This window comes from Xanthomonas sp. NCPPB 3005 (assembly GCF_041228095.2).
Classification (GTDB): domain Bacteria; phylum Pseudomonadota; class Gammaproteobacteria; order Xanthomonadales; family Xanthomonadaceae; genus Xanthomonas_A; species Xanthomonas_A bonasiae.
The window spans coordinates 2,753,680-2,770,531 of the sequence record NZ_CP166096.2; the positions used below are offsets into that span (position 1 = coordinate 2,753,680).

Here is a 16,852-nt window from a genome sequence, read left to right on the forward strand (position 1 = left end):
CAGGAACTGGCCGAGAAGCTGTTCAAGTCCGCGGGCCAAGCCGAAAACTAAAGGCCGCCGAACCGCTGCCGCGCATCGAACGCCCCCGCGACGGGGCGCACGACGACCTTGCTCTGGCCTTGGCGCTCACCGTGTTCGACCTGTCCCGGCCAGAACCCGTGGATGCCGTACGAGTGAAGTGGGCGCGTTAATGCCATTCTTCAATCTGCTCGGTGATAACGCGCCGGATAGAGTTCTCGGTAATCTCGGTGATTTCAACCCGGTTGATGATGACGCGCTCGACGCTGCGCGACTTGAGTTTGTCATATAGCCATGCAGAGAACAGTCCGACGTCGATATCTACCGCGAGTTGCAGGATGTACTGGCTTATCTCGGGGATATCAACTGCTTTGCGAATCAGCCCGCCTTGAAAGTGCAGCTTCGCACCGCCAGGCGCATCGATGACCACCCCTTGCTGGATCGTGCTGGAGTCCGCGATAAGGAAAGGTAGTTGACGGTCGAATGACTCGATATCGATAGCTATGTTCATGGGTTCGCCTTCGCATCGAAGTAGGCTTTCGCATCTGCGAATCGCGATAATATTTCATCCGTTCGCTCCGTAAATTCCATGTGGCCAACGGTCTTGCGATCTGTCCAATAGTCGGCTTCTAGGGCGGTCGGCTTGTATTTCTTGGAGCCGTGGGTGGCGATCACCGCTGCGCCCACATGCCTTTCGCTTCGTACTCCCCGCAATGACACGTTGGGTGTGTTTGCATAGGCAACTACAATTTCAAAACGCGATGCGCATGTGCTGGGCTTGATCGAGTGAGCCAACAGACAGGACTCGGATTCGGGCGTAAGTAGGTGGATCTCCAGTTTCGATGCAGTTTGCGTGACGGCGGCATAGGCCGATATGGGCGGGATGCCTTGTTTCGTCTCGGGGTTCACCCAGCTTGACTGGATGGTAACTTTCCAAGTCCCCCGAATGTCTGGGCGATCGAACAGAAATCCCTGCAGGAATTTGAGCTTCCATAGCCAGTGCTCCATCGCGTAGGCGACGAGGACCAATACCGTTACAACGGTCGTGAACGGAGCCGCGTGCTCCCATGTCAGCTTAGTTCCCTGAAGAAATAGCGCTACTCCCCATGCTGCGGCGGCTATGAGCAGTGCGGCAGTGATTTGTGGCCGAGTGACCATCATGCAATTCCAATTCGCTTGCGTGCGCGATCAATGAATGCCTTGAACTGCTGTCGCTTCGTTTCGTTGCCCCTGAGTAGATATTTGAGTTCGCTTACCTCACCCCATTCGCCGCAGGCATCCATTCTTGAAAGTTGAATAGAAAGATAGTTCAGCGCCGCAGTGACGTCCTGGAATAGCGTGTCGTGCATGAAAAGCGTGTTCGGAACATTCCAGACAAGGCACTCAACATTGAACCCCTTGAGTGGCTTTGCTTCGGCAACTCCTTCGTCGTCCATGACGTTCCTCAGCTTCTTTACGATACGGACAATCTTGCGATATGCCCTCCGAGTATTGTTGTTCTTGTCGTTTCCGTTAGCGTAGTGCTGTTCCGGCCAATTGATGATCTTTACGCCCTTGTCGGTATAAAGCTGGGTGCCACTCAAGTACGTCCCGGTGTGCCGGTACCTACGATGCTCGAAAACAGGGACGGCGTCCGCATCGACTCGATACGTATTCTCGTGAATGTCGAAAGCTTTGTCTCCGCGCGTTACGTGTGTAGAGCCAAAATAATCTACGAGGGCGTCACTAATGTCATTTTTGAACTGAGCGTAGGTGTAGGTGCCGGGTAGATTTCCGAATGTTTCGCGTGTCGTTCCTTCGGGGTAGTCCGGGAAGAACGTCCCACCTGTATAGACAACCGCGATGTCAACGTCACTGTCCTGGCGAACATTTACGCGGTTCCGGTAGGAGCCCTGTACGAAAGCGCGGCTTACCGTCGCCACCGCCGGCCAGGCGGCGAGCGCCTTCTTGATGGCCGTGATTGAGTGTTCAATCTTGTCGGTTTCGGTATTGCTCGGCGATTGCGCCCACTTCTCGAAGCACGCTTCCCATTCTGCGCTCACGATTAACTCCGTTTAATTGATCCCCTGTGATTACCGTTGGGGCACCGCATCAACTTTCAAGGTCAGAATCGGCTGGAAACGATTTCTCGATCCTTCATGCGAATGATGGGCGCGGGGCGTCTCAACCTATGCGACTGGCCGCCGGAAGAATCGGCCTAGGCAATGTCGCCGTGGAGGGCTTTATGGATCGATGGAACTGGGTAGCGGTTCGGGCCTATGGCCCCGCCGTGTTCGCGCTTCTCGTGGCCGTGGTGTCGGCGGCCGTGCTTTCGCAGTGGCAGGCAAGCCCGCTGCTGGCCGGGTTCGTGGTGGTCGGGCGCTGGGTGCCCCTGCTGGCGCTGGCGGCCACGTTGTGGCTGGTGGCTGCGCCCACCTACAGGCTAGTGCAGTGGCAGCGAGGCCAAGGGTTCGATTGCCCACGTTGCGGCGGCCCGCTAGGGCACGAACGCGCTGGGTACGCGAGCCGGGGCGGTGCCTATCGCCGCTGCTATGCGTGCGGCGACAACGTGAACCACCGGCACTATGAATACACCGCATAGCGCCGCCCACGGCTACGCACGGGCTACAGGCGCTACAAGTAAAACAAAGGGCTAGGCCGCGAAGCCTAACCCTTTGTTTTTAGGGTACCGAAGGTGGGACTCGAACCCACACGAGTGTTAGCTCGGCGGATTTTGAGTCCTCTGTATGGGGCGATAGGATGCCTGCTTCAGCCTTTTGGTAGATGAAGAGCGGGCAGAGAAGGTGAATGACGGAACGGGCAGCGGTTCGCCGCCGACTTTCAATCCTCTAGCAAGCGGGCAGCCGGGTTGCCTATGACTTCGCCTGCCTGGAAGTAGCCGACGAAACTCGACACCGACCGATGCTCCGTCAGCTGCATGATCGCCGGCAGTGTCACGCCCTGGCGGCTGGCCTCGGTCACAAACCCCGACCTGAGACTATGCCCGCCAAAACCCGCCAGGCGCGCCCGCCGCTGCACGATCTCCCCCACGGCGGCCAGGGACAGGGCAGGGCCGACCCGCTGCTTCCACAGCCGCCGGAAGATCGCCTCTTCGGTGGTCCTGGACGCTGCCAGCCAATCCTGCAGGGCGAGGGCGGCCCGGTCGAGCACCGGCTTGTCCGGGGTCGAGGATGAAGATCACCATAGCGAATGGGGTGTATGTCTGCTGGAACGGGGCACTTCCTCCGCGGCAATCAGCTTGGGCAAGCAAGACTTGATCCACAGCCAAATCCAGCGCGCCCGAACCCGTGCCGCCTGGTACGCTATTTCGCATAATGTATATTATGTTAAATCAACTGAGGTGCTGCACTGGTCTGCTGCCGCTCTATCTTGCACCGCTCCTGCTTCTGGAAAGCCTCAAGCCAGCTCCACCTCTCATCGACCAATAGATATCGCCGGCAACTCGACAGACGGCCGGCACCGCAGATAGTTACGCTGCTGATCTAGCGCTTGCTCCCAGCCATTGCCCACCCTGCGGATCACACGGCCCTCGGAACATGAGACGCCAGAAGCCTTGGCCTCAGCGGTACCAAGCGCAGGGATATCGAGAAGAACCGACGATGGCCGAGGACGTCCCCAGGCGCGGGACATGCCGTCCTGCATCGCGAAGTCGACATGCTCGCAATAGGCATGCACCCATGGCCGAGGATCGCTAGCGAGAAGCTTGCGACAATCGAGCTTCGGAACCGCAGCGACGTTGCGATTCGGGTTCACACGCTCGATGCCACGGCCGGTAGCTGAGCGCGTCTGCGCCGACACGGCGAATGCCGACAACAGCAAGAACAGCCCCACGACACGAACATCCATGCTCACCCCCGTGGAAAGGATGATATGGGACGGGCGAAGCGCACGCTTAGACAGATGCGACAACCGTGCGCAGGCGGCCACATGGCAAATTTGACCAGCTGCACAGTCCATTCACGCCGACCTGCAATCTGGAATTTCCAGCCCAGGAAATTATGTGCATATTGCACTCTTCTCCCAGTAGGCATACGCTGCCGTCCAGTTAAGTGCATTTTGCACATATGGAGGCGACATGAACGACGAAGGCAATCCGTTGGATGTCCTGATCTGCGGCGCTGGCGCCGCGGGCCTGACCCTGGCCTTGGAGCTGGCGCGGCGCGGGGTCGGCTTTTGCCTGATCGACAAGATCGACGAGCCGTTCGGCGGGTCCCGCGGCAAGGGCATCCAGCCACGGACGCTGGAGATCTTCGAGGACCTGGGGATCGCCAATCGGCTCGCCGCGGTGGGCGGTCCCTACCCGCCTGAGCGGAAGTACGGCGAGGACGGCAGAGAGTACGTCGCTGCTGCCGAACAAGCGCCGCCAGCGCGGCCCTCCGAGCCGTACACGCTGCCGTTGATGGTGCCGCAGTTCCTGACCGAGCGCGTCCTGCGCGAGCGGCTGGCCGAATTCGGGCATGCCCCTCGCTACGGGTGCGAACTGGTGGATGTGCTGCAGGACGCCGACGGCGTGACCGCCCAAGTGGTCGACGCTGCTGGCACGCATCGCATTCGCGCGCGCTTCCTGGTCGCGACCGACGGCGGGCGCAGCTTCGTGCGGCACGCGCTGGCGGTCGATTTTCCCGGCAAGACGCTGGGGGTTCGCGCCATCGTGGCCGACGTCGCCTTGGGCGGTCTGGATCGTGCTTGCTGGCACCGCTTCAACGAAGCGTCCATGCAGCGCCACGTCTCGCTGTGCCCGCTTGCCGGCACCGATCTGTTCCAGGTGCAGGCGCCGATTCCGCTGGAGGGCGAAGTCGACCTGTCCGCTGCCGGCATCGATGCCATGATCGCGGAGCGTACCGGGCGCACGGATATCCGCATCGACCAGGTCTTCTGGGCATCCGCCTATGCGATGAACGCCCGCCTGGCCGATCGCTATCGCGTCGGCCGCATCTTCCTGGCCGGCGATGCTGCCCACATCCATCCGCCGACTGGCGGACAAGGCCTCAACACCAGCGTGCAGGACGCCTACAACCTGGGCTGGAAGCTGGCCGCGGTGATCGCCGGCGCCGCCGACGCGTTGCTGGACAGTTACGAGCAGGAGCGGCGCCCTATCGCCGCAGGCATGCTCGGCCTGTCGGTCGAGCTGCTGGGCGCGGCCAAGCAAGGCGACATGCGCCGGGGCCGCGAGACCCAACAGCTGGACCTGTACTACGACGCTTCGGTCCTGGTGCAACCGGCCATGTCTTCTTCCAGGATCGCCTCCGGAACGCGTGCGCCCGATGCGCCGCTGCTCGGTGCGGCAGGCCAGATGACGCGCCTGTTCGAGCTGTTCAAGGGGCCGCACTGGACGCTGCTGGGCTACGAAATCGAACACGCGGCACTGCCGGCCCGTGGCGGTGTGCAGGCGTATACCGTTGGCGAGCGCGGCGACGTGCGCGACATTGGCGGGCATTTCGCCGCGGCCTACGGGCTGTCGCCGGGCGATGTGGTACTGGTGCGGCCCGACGGCTATGTCGGCATGACCGCGCAGGTCGGCGAACGGCATGCGCTTGCCGACTACCTGGCGGCGCTCGGCCTCTAGTCTGCGGGCAGCTTGCCTTTGATGTCGTCGGCGAACTTGCACATGAGCCGGACCAGTTCCTCGACATCCCGATCCTCCCAGTCGGCGAAGACGGAGACGCCGATCCGCTTGCGTGCCTCGTCGACACGGTCCGTCATCGCCTTGCCCTTGTCGGTGACGACGGCCTCGCGAATGCGGCGGTCGCTGGCGCTTTCCCGGCGATCGACCAAGCCGTGGCCTTCCAGCTTGGCCACCTGGCGGCTGACGGTGGTGTAGTCGCGCCCCACCCGATCGGCCAATTCGACCACCCCGATCGGTCCAAGCCGTTCCACCAGTACCAGCAGCGGGAACAGGGCGCGTTCCAGGGAGATTCCCGCTTCGCGAATCATCGCCTCGTCGCGCTGCGGCCTGTTCATGACGCCGACGATCTCGAGCAACGCCCCGTGCAGATCGCGGAATCGATCGTTGCGCTGTGCCTGTTTCGCCTTCTTCATCGACCCTGAATCAGCTTTCTTCGATGCGTGCATGCTACACCCATGCACCTGGGAACGACGTCTCAGGCGGCATGCACGGCCAGCGTTCGCGCCAGCACCGCCAGCACCGCCAGCACCGCCAGATGCCCCACGTAGTAGATGTAGAACGCCCAGCGCGTCCGTGGAATGGGGAAATCGCGGTTCGCCAGCAGCACCACCATCGGCAATGCCAGCAAGGCCCAGCCGTTGCCGTTCCACCAGCACAGCGGTCCGAACGCCACGACGAGTACCGCGATGCGCGCATAACGGTGTTCAATCACGTCGCGCAAGCCGTGCCGGGGCGCGCCCTGGCGTGGCGCGTGCGGCATCGCGCGCAAACGGAACACCCACCAGGCGGCCAGTACCAGGATCAGTCCGGCCCAGTTGTAGTCCACCAACGGTGGCGCCGCCAGGACGCACATGCCGAGCAAGGTCCATTGCCGTCGCTGGATACTCCAGATCACCGCCGCCGCCAGGGCGAAGCTCAGCAGCACGTTGAACGGCATCCAGTAGCCGAACGCCAGTCCATACGCCGGCTGGGCCAGGATTCCCCACAGCAGCAGCCTGCGCACGGACTTGAGCAGGTCGGCGCCAGGCTGGGCCAGGTTGTAGGCCATGACCAGGGCGAACAGCGGGAACGCGACGCGACCGAGTTCGGACACGATCGGGATATAGCCGTGGACCAGCACCTTCGCTGCGTGATCGCCGGTCATCAGCAGCAAGGCGATCCATTTCAACAGTTCGCGGGCACTGCTGGTCATCGTGTCGTTCAGAACGCCGCTCCTGGCGGCCAAGTGTCCGCCCTGCCCCTGCCTTGCCGCCATTGCCTGTGACGGCGGCGCGGCGCGCATCGCGGCGGTTCGGCGAGCAGCCGGCGCGCATCGCTGTCGAAGCCAGGGACGGTAGACTGTTCCGCGCAAGTCGGCAATACGGGCGACTGCGTTTCCCGGCGCGGCGCGCCATCGCGGATCGCGCCACGGATGCGGCGGCGGTCAGTGCGGCTGTGGCTGCGCCATCGGCAATGGCGCGGAAGCCGGGCGCGCCATGTGCAGGCAGCGGTCGGCCACGGCGGACAGGCTGGTCCGGTGCGACACGACGACCAGCGCGGTGCGCGGCAGGCGTTGCCGCAGCGTCGCCAGCACGTGCTGCTCCGAGACCGCGTCGAGGGCGCTGGTGGCTTCGTCGAGCAAGGCGATCCGCGGCTGCCTGAGGATCACCTGCGCCAGCAGCAAGCGCTGCAGTTCGCCGCCGGAGAGTTTGGCGGCGGCGCTGTTCAAGGTGGTGTCCAGGCCCTGCGCGCCAGCCTGCAGGCGCGCGACCAGGCCGACGTCGCGCAGCGCCTGCCACATCGCCGCTTCGCTGGCGCCCGGCTCGGCCCAGGCCAGGCAGTCGCGCACCGTATGCTGCCACGGGCGCACGCTCTGGCCGACATAGGCGCCATGCCGGATCAAGGCGCGGTACGCCGTGAAATCAAGCGTTTGTCCATCGCATTGCGCCGCGAACACGCGCGGTTCGACCATGCCGGCGAGCACGTCCATCAGGCTGCTCTTGCCGGCACCGGAGTGTCCGCAGATCAAGGTCATGCTGCCGGGCGCCAGGATCAGTTCGCCGATCGCGACCGCGGCCAGCGGCGGTGCCAGGCCGATCCTGTGGATCCGCAACGGGCCATGCATGGGCGCGGCCGCGTGCGGCGTTGCCGGTGTCGCCCTCGCCGCCCCCAGGCCCACATAGTGCTGCCACAGCTCCAGCGCCGGTGCCGCCGAACGCAGTTGCTGGAAGCTCTGCCGGGTCGAGACCAGATACGGCAGCAGCCGTCCCAGCAACAGGCCCACGGTGATCAACGCGCCGCGGTCGATGCCGTGCCAGAGGCCGGCCAGCAGCATGATCGCCGCGATGGCGGCGACGGCGCTGAGTTCGAGCAGCAGCCGGCCCGAGGCGACCAGCGCCTGTTGCCGCCAGTAGCCATGGCTGAGCCGGCTGGAGATCGCGTCGTAGCCGCTTTTCTCCAGGTCTTCGCGTTCGAACGAACGCACGTGGCGCAGGCGTCGCGGGAAATCCTCGCTGAGCCAGAACAGTCGGGTCATGTCGGCGACGTACTGGCGGCTCACCCGCGCCTGTTCGTGGCCGGAAATGCGGAACGCGAGCACGGCCAGGCCCAGCAGCGGCGGCAGCGCCAGCACCAGGGTCGGCGACACCAGGAAGGCGATGCCCAGGCTGACGCCGGCGGTGATGGCGGCCACCAGCAACTGCAGCAATGCGCTGAAGCCCTGGACGATGATCTCGATGTTGTAGGTGAGGACGTTGGCGATTTCCGCCGAACTGGCATCGGCAAGCGCCGGTAGTGGCGCGTCGAGCAGGCGCGCGTGCACCATGCGGCGCAGGCGCGCCGCATGGCCGCTGGCCAGGTCGGCGGCCAGCCGCGCGCCCGTCCAGCGCAGCAGCGCGAAGCCAACGCTGGCGGCGACGAAGATCGCCGCCTGGGCGAGGACGCCGTCGGGCAACGCGAGCACGCGGCCGCCGAGCGTCAGTGCATGCCCGGGCTGCACCAGCGGCACCAAAGCGACCGTGGCGACGACGCCGGCCAGTGCGCAGACCAACGACAGCACGACGTAGACACAGATGCGCATCCGCTCGCCACGATCCAGGGTGGCGATGAAGGTACACAGCAGCGGCGCCGGGTCGGGTGCGCTGTGGCGGTGCGCGGTCATCGGTGCCGGCCCGGGGACGGCGCCCGTTCGCAGGTCAGCGTGGCAGGCTGCGGCGCGCCAGCATGCCGCGCCACTGCGAGCATGGTGCCGCGGCCGCCCTCGCCTGCGCGCAACGTCTCCGTTCTCATGGCCGGCATGCGTTCGTCGTCGCCGCACTCATCGCAGCAACTGCAGCACGGCGTCGACCGAAGCATCAGGATGCGTGCCGCGTTGCAGTTCGTGCACGCCCAGTCGCTGCAACTGGCGTGCGAACAGCGGCCATCCCGGTTGCGCGGCAGCGTACGGCTGGTCGGCGGTCAGGCGCTCGAGCACCTCGGGCTCGGCGATGGGCCGCAACAGCTGCTGCGGATCAGCGGCGACCGTGCTGGAGACGAACACCGCGCCGGCCAGCTGCAACGGCGCGGGCGCAAGGCAGGCGCGACCGTTGCGGATATCGACTTCGTGCTTGACCGCGCCGCTGCGGCGCCGGATCGTCGGCGCGGCGGCGATCCAGGCGCGGGTCCGCGCGTCGACCAGTCGCAGCAGATCCGGCCGCAGGTGCAGGAAATTGCCGATGCCGGTGGCGAGCATGCGCTGCGGTTCGACGAACAACGCGTCCTCTGCGAGGAATTCCAGGCCGCGCAGCAGGCTGTGCAGGGCCAGCGTGGACTTGCCCGCACCGCTGGCGCCGAGCAGCAGCACGCCGCGCCCGCCGGCGCCGACGCAGGCGCCGTGCAGCGGCACCAGGCGCATCGCGCGCGCCGCCAGCACGAACACCGCGAACTCGATCAGTTCGTAGCGCACATGGTAGGGATGGGCGAGCATGTCCTCCGACACCACCAGCAGCGCCCTGCCCTGGTCCGGCATCAGCACCATGTAGTTGTCGGCGTCGATGACCCCGCACAGTACGCCGGCGCCGGAATGGGTCTGCACCGGCGGCGGCTGCAGCGCGAAGACATAGGGGGCGTCGTGGCGCGCGACCAGGTTCAGTTCGATATGAAAGTCGGCCGCCTCCGGCAACTGGTGCGGCGGTACGCCGCCGAACGCCGCTTCGACCAACTGCAGCAAGGCCTCGCTGTTGCTTTCGAAGCGGAAGCGACCGCCCAGCAATTGCTTGCTGAGCACGTGGTCGCGCCGCAGCCGGTCGTGAAACGGATCGGCGGCGACGCCAGCCTGCGTTGCGGCAGTGCTGGCCGCAGGCTCCCAGCGTTGCGTGCGCATGGTCGAGAGCTGCATCGGGGATGGGTCCGTGGGGTCGATGCGCGTGAGTGCGTGCAGCGGCAGGAAAGGTTGCGCGGGTCATGCGCGACGACGCGCCTGCGCGGCGTGCACAACCAAAGACGGCGCCGGCGGCACTTACGGCACGGCCACCTGTGCGCGGCCACTGCTGCATGCGCCGCGGCATCCGTTGCCGGCGCCGAACGAGACCCTTCCGCCGATGCCAAAGATCCAGGTCAGCCACTCCTATTTCCTGCGCTACGACCCCAAGCAATGGGAGCGCGGAAAGCCGTATCCGCCGCTGGCCACACTGCAGGTGGCCACGCTGCTGCGCCGGCACGGGCACGAGGTGACGCTGTTCGACGCGATGCTGGCCGACGGCGTGGAGGACTACCAGGGCTCGCTGCGCGCGGCACAGCCGGACCTGGTGGTGTTCTACGAGGACAACTTCAATTTCCTGACCAAGATGTGCCTGAGCCGGATGCGCGAGGCCGCTTGCCGGATGATCGCCGAGGCGCGTGCCGGCGGCAGCCGGGTGATCGTGGCCGGCTCCGACGCGTCGGACCACCCCGAAGCGTTCCTGGCCGCCGGCGCGCACGCGGTGCTGATCGGCGAAGGCATCGCGCCGCTGCTGGAACTGGTCGAGCGGCTGCAGCGAACGCCCGACATCGATGCCGCGGCCTGGGTGGCGGACGTGGCCGATGTCGCCACCGCTGCGCTGCCGCAGCTCAAGCGCGCGCAGATCGGCGCGCGGCCGCCGGATCCGCGCCTGTCCGGGCTGGCCGCCTGGGACCTGGTCGATATCGAGCGCTACCGGCGCCTGTGGCTGCAGCGGCACGGCTATTTCAGCCTGAACATGGCCGCCTCGCGCGGCTGCCCGTTCCGCTGCAACTGGTGCGCCAAGCCGATCTGGGGCAACCACTACAAGCGTCGCAGCGCGCCGGAAGTGGCCGCGGAAATGATCCATCTCAAGCGTGCCTTCGCCCCCGACCATATCTGGATGGCCGACGACATCTTCGGCTTCCACATCGAGTGGGTGGAAGAATTCGCCGCGGTGCTGGCCGCCGCCGATGGCTCGATCCCGTTCACCATCCAGACCCGCGCCGATCTCGGCAGCGAGCGCATGGCCGCCGCGCTGGCCCGCGCCGGCTGCGCGGAAGCGTGGATCGGCGCGGAAAGCGGCAGCCAGCGCATCCTCGACAAGATGACCAAGGGCACCGCGGTGGAGGACGTGATCGCCGCCCGCCAGCGCCTGGGCGCGCACGGCATCCGCGTCGGTTTCTTCCTGCAGCTCGGCTACCTGGACGAGCAACTGGACGACATCCTCGCCACCCGTGCGCTGGTGGCGAAGGCGCGTCCGGACGACATCGGCGTCAGCGTGTCCTACCCGCTGCCCGGAACCAAGTTCTACCAGCAGGTGAAGAACCAGCTCGGCCGCAAGACCCATTGGCAGGACAGCGACGACCTGGCGATGATGTTCCATGGCGCCTACGACTCGGAGTTCTACCGGCGGGTGCGCGATCTGCTGCACCGGCAGGTGGACCTGCAGCGCAGCGAGGCCACGCGGCCGCCGCAGGACTACGCGCAGGACTGGGTGGCATTGGATGCGCAGTGGGACGCATTGATCGCCAGCGAAGGCCGGCACCGGACCGACGCCGCCCTGCCGGCCGCAGCCACGGCCTCCGACCGCCGCATCCCGCTGGTGCAACGCCAATGACCGCGCAGGCGACGCCGCAAGCGCATGCGCCCTCCTCCGCCGACCCCTTTGCCGAGCGTGCGACGCAACCTGCGTTGAAGCATGTCGGAACCGGGTTGCGGCTGGCGACCGAAACCCTGGCGCGCGAGCTGGCGCGGCCGGGCAACGCGATGCCGCAATGGGACCGGCTGCAATGGCAGCTGGCCGCGGCGGCGGCCGCCGCGCACGGCATCGGGCCGTTGCTGAGCCGGCTGTCGGTATGGCCCGATCGCGACTGGAGCGCGTTCCTGGCCGAGCAGCGCGAGCACGTCGCCCACCGCTACCGGCGCATCGCCGCGCTGCTGGAGCGGCTCGATGCGCTGGCGCAGGCCGCCGGCGTGGCGATCGTGCCGCTGAAGGGCGCGGCCTTGCACGCACAAGGCCTGTACCTGCCTGGCGACCGGCCGATGGCCGACATCGACCTGCTGGTGCGCGCCGAAGATGCGGCACAGGTGGGTGCGCTGCTGGAAGAGCTCGGCTACGTGGCCGAGTTCGCGCAGTGGAAGCACCAGACCTTCCGCCCCGCGCAGGCGCACTCCGTCGCCAGCCTGGGCGAGCATCGCGACACCCCGATCAACATCGAGCTGCACCTGCGCATCCAGGAGCGGCTGCCGCTGGCCACGGTCGATATCAGCGAGCGGATATTCCCGCGCGACCGCCGCCCGGGGCTGAACCCCTACCCGTCCAACGGCGCGCTGATGAGCCATCTGCTGCTGCATGCGGCCGGCGGCATCTGCAGCCGCAGCCTGCGCTTGATGCATCTGCACGACATCTCGCTGCTGGCCACGCGGATGAGCGGCAAGGACTGGCGGGTGCTGTGCGACGCCGCCGATGGCGCGGCGTGGTGGGCGTTGCCGCCGTTGCAGCTGGTGCTGCGCTATTACCGCACGGCGATTCCGAAGACGGTGCTGGCGCAGCTGCGCGCGCAGTGTCCGCCGCTGCTGCGGCTGGTCGCGCGGCGGCTGGACCTGACCCGCGCCTCGTGCTCGCAGCTGTGGCTGCCGGCGCTGCCCGGGATCGAGTGGGCGCGCTCGCTCGGCGAGGTCGTACGCTATCTGCGGCAGCGGCTGCAGCCTTCGCAGGAAAGCCGGCAGGAACGCGCGGACATGATCCGCACCCAGCTGTGGCTGCAGGGCCAATCCTGGGTCGCCCTGCCGCAGCGCCGGCGTGTGCTGCTGCGCCTGCTGCGGCCGGTGCCGCGGATGGATACGCTGTATGCGGTGCGCAGTGCGCTGCAGGGATATGCGGCGGCGCGTTGAGCTACGTAGCTACCTGTAGGAGCGGCTTCAGCCGCGACAGGCAGTGCCGGAAACGCTGTCGCGGCTGAAGCCGCTCCTACAGGGAAAACGTTATGTTCACGCGCGCGCCGGGCACAGCCGGCGGTAGATCGCGCCGAAGCTGCGCACGGTGTGCTCGGCATCCTCGCGCACCGCGCGGCACTGCGCGGACCAGGCCAGGCGCAGGCGCAGTTCGTCGTCGGCCAGGACCTGGCGCAAGGCTTCGGCCAGGCCGGCCCAGTCGCCGGTCGGCACCGCCAACGCCGCCGACGGCGCCCATTCCAGCAGGTGCCCTACCCCGGTGCCGACGGTGGGCACGCCGGCCACCGCCGCTTCCAGCAGCACCATCGGCCCGGCCTCGTGCAGCGACGACAGCACCAGCAGATCGGCGGCCTCCACCAGCGGGCGCAGTTCGCGCTGGGTCTTGAAACCGAGAAAGCGCACCTGCTGCGACAGTCCCAGTTGCGCGACCAGGCGCTGCATCTCGCCGTCGAGCGTGTCCACGCCGACGATATCGATCCGGAACGCGACCCCGGCACGTGCCAGTGCCGCCAGTGCGCGCAGCAGCGTCGGCTGGTCCTTGACCCGGTTGAGGCTGGCGACGTGCAACAGCTGCGCCGTGCCGCCACCGCGCCGGCGCGGCGCGCGCTGCGGCCAGGCGCGCAGGTCCACGCCCAGCGGCACGCGTTCGGCGGCGATGCCCAGCGCCTGCACTGCCTCGACGATCGGCGCGCTGGCCGCGGTGACCGCGTCCGCCAGCCGCAGCACCAGCGCCTCGCGCAGCCGCCCTTGCCATTTGCGCCGCCCGCCATAGCCGATGGCATGCAGCGCGACCAGTTCGCCGCCGGCGATGTGCACCAGGCTCGGCCGCCGCAGCAAGCGCGCGGCGGCCACCGCGATCAGGCTGCAGTGGCCGGAGAAGATCGATTGCACCAGGTCGAACGGTGCCCGCCGATGCTCGGCGCGGATCGCGGCGACCGCGCGCAGGCGGGTGCGGCCGTCGCCGATGTTGTGGATGCGCGCGCCGAGCAACTCCCAGCACGCCGGCGCAGGCTCCTGGTGCAGCACGAACACATGCACCTCGTGGCTGCGCGCCAGGCGTTCGATCAGGGTCAGCAGCACCGGGATCACCCGGTACTCGCCGCTGCGATCGACTCCGCCGGGCACCACCAGCGCCAGCTTCATGCGTCGCTCCGCGCGGCTTGCTCCAGCAGCTGCGCATAGGCGCGCGACCAGCGCCGGCCCACCGCCGCGAACGACAGCTGCGCATCGAAATGGGCCCGGACCTGCGCCGGCGAAGGCCGTTCGCTGGCGGCATGCACCAGCGCTTCGGCGAGCAGCCCGGCATCGCCACACGGCCACAGTTCGCCGACGCGGCCGCAGTCGGTGAGCGCGCGGAACGACGGGATGTCGGTCAGCACCGGCAGCGTGCCGCAGGCGAACGCTTCCAGCGCCGCGTAGCCGCAGCTTTCGGCCAGGCTGCCCGACACGAACAGATCCGCCGCGCGCATCAGCGTCTGCACCTGCGCGTGGTCGACCTTGCCCAGCAGATGCACGCGCCCGCGCAGACGCGAGTCCCGCTGCACGCGTTGCTCGACCGCTTCCAGCAACGGCGCGCTGCCGAACGCGCAGAACAGCTGCAGTCCGGGCAGCCGCGCGGCGGCGCGGGCCACGCCGTCGAGCACGGTCAACGGATCCTTGCCGGCGCTCAGGTGCCCTACCCACAGCACGCAGGGCGCGCCATGCAGGCCGCTCTCGCGCCGCGCCTGATCCCGATCGCCGGGGGTGAAGCGACAGCTGGATTCGGGGATCGCGAACAGGCGGGTGGACGGCGCGAACAGACCGGCATGCACGAACGTTCGCGCCAGATCCAGCGAGGTGAAGGCAATTCCCGCTGCGGCCGCGTACCACTGCCGCCACTGCGAACGGCGCCACCAGCGCGGCGGGCGATTGGCGTGGTCCTGCAGCAGGATCGGCACCTGCGGCAACTGCCGCGCCATCGCGCAGGCCTCGCGCGCGAACTCCAGGCCGTGCACGTGGACCACGTCGGCACCGATCGCGTGCACGATGCCGGCGATGCGCCGCGCCCGGCTGCTGGTGCCAGCATTGCCCGGATCGGTGAAGTGATATTCCACGCCGTTGCGCAGCAACTGCTCCGATACGTCGGCGGCCTGGATCACCGACACCCGGGTACCGGCGCTGGCCACCGCTTCGGAGATGTCGGCCAGCGACGGCCAGTGCGCGAACACCTGCGCCGGCGCCAGTCCCGGCGGCGTGCGGACGAAATTGATCTGGGCGACGTGCATGGGGTTTCCGCTGGGGGGCGACTCGCTAGATGCCGGAGACCTGCGGCCGGCGCAGGCGCACCAGCCAATTGGCCAGGTTCAGTTCCCACGGCCGGTCGTAGCGCCGGTAGCGGTAGCGCCACGCCGCCATCGCGCTCAAGCCGCGCTTGGCCCAGCGCGGCGAGCGCAGGTCCTGCGCGGTGGGATAGCGGCAGCCCAGCACGGTGACGAAGTCGCGGATGCGCTGGCGCAGCGCGTCGTCGAGCCAGGGCGCGTCGGCATGGCAGGCATAGTCCACCCATTGCGGCTGGGTCCATTCCTCGGGCGTGCGCGGGAACACCACCGGCGCGCCGTGCAGGTCGCGCAGCGGCATCGACGCGCGCTTGCCGCGGTCCTTCTCGTGGCGGCTGGCCTCCGGCAGCGGCGTGTATACGTAGACGATGATTTCCGATTGCGGATTGATCCGCTTGAGCTCGCGGATGAACTCGAAGGTCTGCTCGGTCTCGTGCACGGTGTCCTGCGGCGGCGCGACCATGAACGACAGTTCCGGGATCACCCCGTTGCGCCGGCACAGCTCGGCCACCTCCAGGGTCTGGTCCGGGCGCGTGCCCTTGCGGATTTCCTTGAGCATCGCCCCGCTCGGCGATTCGGCGCCGATGTAGGCCATGCGCAGCCGGCTCTTGCGCACCAGCTTCCAGGTGCTCTCGGACAGGTTGAGCAGCGCGTCGGCGCGCGCATAGCACCACCACGGCATCTCCAGCTTGGCCATGACCTCCAGCAGCGGGATCATCTCCGCCTCGCGGTCGAAGAAGTTGTGGTCGAAGAACTGGATCGAATCGGCGCCCAGTTCCTCTTTCAGATAGCGCAGCTCGCGTTCCAGCCGCGCCGCGGTAGGCAGCGCGGTGGCGCCGCCGAACATCGCCGCCACGCCGCAGAAGGTGCAGCGGAAACGGCAGCCCAGCGCGGCCTGGTGCGAAGCGGTGCGGCGGCCGAGGAAACTGCGGCCGAGATAGTGGCGCGGATCGCCGAGCTTGTCGTACGGCAGCGCCGGCGCCGCCTCGCCGCGGCTGAAACCGCGATTGCGGTTGTGCACGATCGCACCGTCCTGTTTCCACGACAGGCCGTCGATCTGCGCCAGGCCGGGGCCTTCGCCGCGCAACGCGGCGACCAGTTCCGGCAGGGTGTCCTCGCCCTGCGCGCGGATCGCGTAGTCCACGTACGGCGCGCTCAACGCGGTGTCGGTGTACAGGGTCGGGAAATAGCCGCCCCAGACGATCGGCATGGCCGGGAAGCGCTCGCGGATCGCGGTGGACAGCGCGATCGACGGCGCGATCTGCGGCCCGCCCATGACGCTGATGCCGACCGCGTCGTAGCGTTGTTGCTGCAACGCCTGCAGCGCGCTGTCGATGAAGCCGCGATCGACGTTGCCGTCGATGATGCGGCTGTCGCCGCGGCGGTCCAGTGCCGCGGCCAGGTTCAGCAGCGCCAGCGGGAAGCGGGCGTTGCCGCGCGAGGTGATGGTCGGATTGACCAGCAGCGTGTTCGGTGTGGAAGGCATGGCAGGAGACCGCAGGG

Annotated in this window: 14 protein-coding genes and 1 pseudogene; 4 read left to right on the plus strand and 11 right to left on the minus strand. The window is 67.2% G+C overall.

Going from position 1 to position 16,852, the window contains the following annotated elements:
• Positions 1 to 187: 187 nt before the first annotated feature.
• From AB8810_RS11905 to AB8810_RS11915, 3 genes are read right to left on the minus strand one after another with little or no spacing between them, the layout of a single operon-like run.
• Positions 188 to 529 carry a hypothetical protein gene (locus AB8810_RS11905; protein WP_372530494.1) on the minus strand — a complete coding sequence of 114 codons (342 nt, stop codon included), beginning with the start codon at positions 527 to 529 and terminating at the stop codon, positions 188 to 190.
• Complete coding sequence (locus AB8810_RS11910; RefSeq protein ID WP_372530495.1) at positions 526 to 1,179, minus strand: hypothetical protein; 654 nt, start codon at positions 1,177 to 1,179, stop codon at positions 526 to 528. The genes AB8810_RS11905 and AB8810_RS11910 overlap by 4 nt, the downstream gene beginning before the upstream one ends.
• Positions 1,176 to 2,060 carry a nucleotidyltransferase gene (locus AB8810_RS11915; RefSeq protein WP_372530496.1) on the minus strand — a complete coding sequence of 295 codons (885 nt, stop codon included), beginning with the start codon at positions 2,058 to 2,060 and terminating at the stop codon, positions 1,176 to 1,178. The genes AB8810_RS11910 and AB8810_RS11915 overlap by 4 nt, the downstream gene beginning before the upstream one ends.
• Positions 2,061 to 2,242: 182 nt before the next feature.
• On the opposite strand from AB8810_RS11915, the gene AB8810_RS11920 reads away from it, so the two are divergent.
• On the plus strand, positions 2,243 to 2,599 hold the full coding sequence (locus AB8810_RS11920; protein ID WP_372530497.1) for a hypothetical protein: 357 nt from the start codon (positions 2,243 to 2,245) through the stop codon (positions 2,597 to 2,599).
• A 239-nt stretch (positions 2,600 to 2,838) separates the two neighbouring features.
• Here AB8810_RS11920 and AB8810_RS11925 read toward each other — a convergent pair.
• Positions 2,839 to 3,195, minus strand: a pseudogene (locus AB8810_RS11925) (integrase); the annotation flags it as partial.
• A gap of 898 nt (positions 3,196 to 4,093) precedes the next feature.
• On the opposite strand from AB8810_RS11925, the gene AB8810_RS11930 reads away from it, so the two are divergent.
• Complete coding sequence (locus AB8810_RS11930) at positions 4,094 to 5,584, plus strand: FAD-dependent oxidoreductase (RefSeq protein ID WP_372530498.1); 1,491 nt, start codon at positions 4,094 to 4,096, stop codon at positions 5,582 to 5,584.
• Here AB8810_RS11930 and AB8810_RS11935 read toward each other — a convergent pair.
• The 4 genes from AB8810_RS11935 to AB8810_RS11950 all read right to left on the minus strand — a co-directional run bounded on the left by AB8810_RS11935 (position 5,581) and on the right by AB8810_RS11950 (position 9,998).
• Positions 5,581 to 6,057 (minus strand): MarR family winged helix-turn-helix transcriptional regulator, encoded by a 477-nt coding sequence (locus tag AB8810_RS11935; protein ID WP_206228991.1) that lies wholly within the window; start codon positions 6,055 to 6,057, stop codon positions 5,581 to 5,583. The genes AB8810_RS11930 and AB8810_RS11935 overlap by 4 nt on opposite strands.
• A gap of 62 nt (positions 6,058 to 6,119) precedes the next feature.
• Positions 6,120 to 6,836, minus strand: a complete 717-nt coding sequence (locus AB8810_RS11940; protein WP_372530499.1) for a TraX family protein — start codon at positions 6,834 to 6,836, stop codon at positions 6,120 to 6,122.
• A 231-nt stretch (positions 6,837 to 7,067) separates the two neighbouring features.
• A complete protein-coding gene (locus AB8810_RS11945) occupies positions 7,068 to 8,783 on the minus strand; it encodes an ATP-binding cassette domain-containing protein (RefSeq protein ID WP_372530500.1) in 1,716 nt (571 codons plus the stop codon).
• Positions 8,784 to 8,939: 156 nt separating this feature from the next.
• Entirely contained in the window at positions 8,940 to 9,998 is a 1,059-nt protein-coding gene (locus AB8810_RS11950) for a serine kinase (protein ID WP_372530501.1), read from the minus strand.
• 202 nt (positions 9,999 to 10,200) lie between these two features.
• On the opposite strand from AB8810_RS11950, the gene AB8810_RS11955 reads away from it, so the two are divergent.
• Both AB8810_RS11955 and AB8810_RS11960 read left to right on the plus strand, forming a co-directional pair.
• The gene (locus AB8810_RS11955; protein ID WP_372530502.1) at positions 10,201 to 11,697 is read left to right on the plus strand and encodes a radical SAM protein; all 1,497 of its coding nucleotides are present in this window, start codon (positions 10,201 to 10,203) and stop codon (positions 11,695 to 11,697) included.
• Positions 11,694 to 12,974 carry a nucleotidyltransferase family protein gene (locus AB8810_RS11960; protein ID WP_372530503.1) on the plus strand — a complete coding sequence of 427 codons (1,281 nt, stop codon included), beginning with the start codon at positions 11,694 to 11,696 and terminating at the stop codon, positions 12,972 to 12,974. Before AB8810_RS11955 ends, AB8810_RS11960 begins: the two co-directional genes overlap by 4 nt.
• A 96-nt stretch (positions 12,975 to 13,070) precedes the next feature.
• Here the strand turns inward: AB8810_RS11960 and AB8810_RS11965 are convergent, their stop codons facing one another.
• From AB8810_RS11965 to AB8810_RS11975, 3 genes are read right to left on the minus strand one after another with little or no spacing between them, the layout of a single operon-like run.
• On the minus strand, positions 13,071 to 14,177 hold the full coding sequence (locus AB8810_RS11965) for a glycosyltransferase family 4 protein (protein ID WP_191824201.1): 1,107 nt from the start codon (positions 14,175 to 14,177) through the stop codon (positions 13,071 to 13,073).
• A complete protein-coding gene (locus AB8810_RS11970; protein ID WP_369916565.1) occupies positions 14,174 to 15,298 on the minus strand; it encodes a glycosyltransferase family 4 protein in 1,125 nt (374 codons plus the stop codon). Before AB8810_RS11970 ends, AB8810_RS11965 begins: the two co-directional genes overlap by 4 nt.
• 25 nt (positions 15,299 to 15,323) lie before the next feature.
• Complete coding sequence (locus AB8810_RS11975; protein ID WP_206228999.1) at positions 15,324 to 16,835, minus strand: B12-binding domain-containing radical SAM protein; 1,512 nt, start codon at positions 16,833 to 16,835, stop codon at positions 15,324 to 15,326.
• Positions 16,836 to 16,852: the final 17 nt, after the last annotated feature.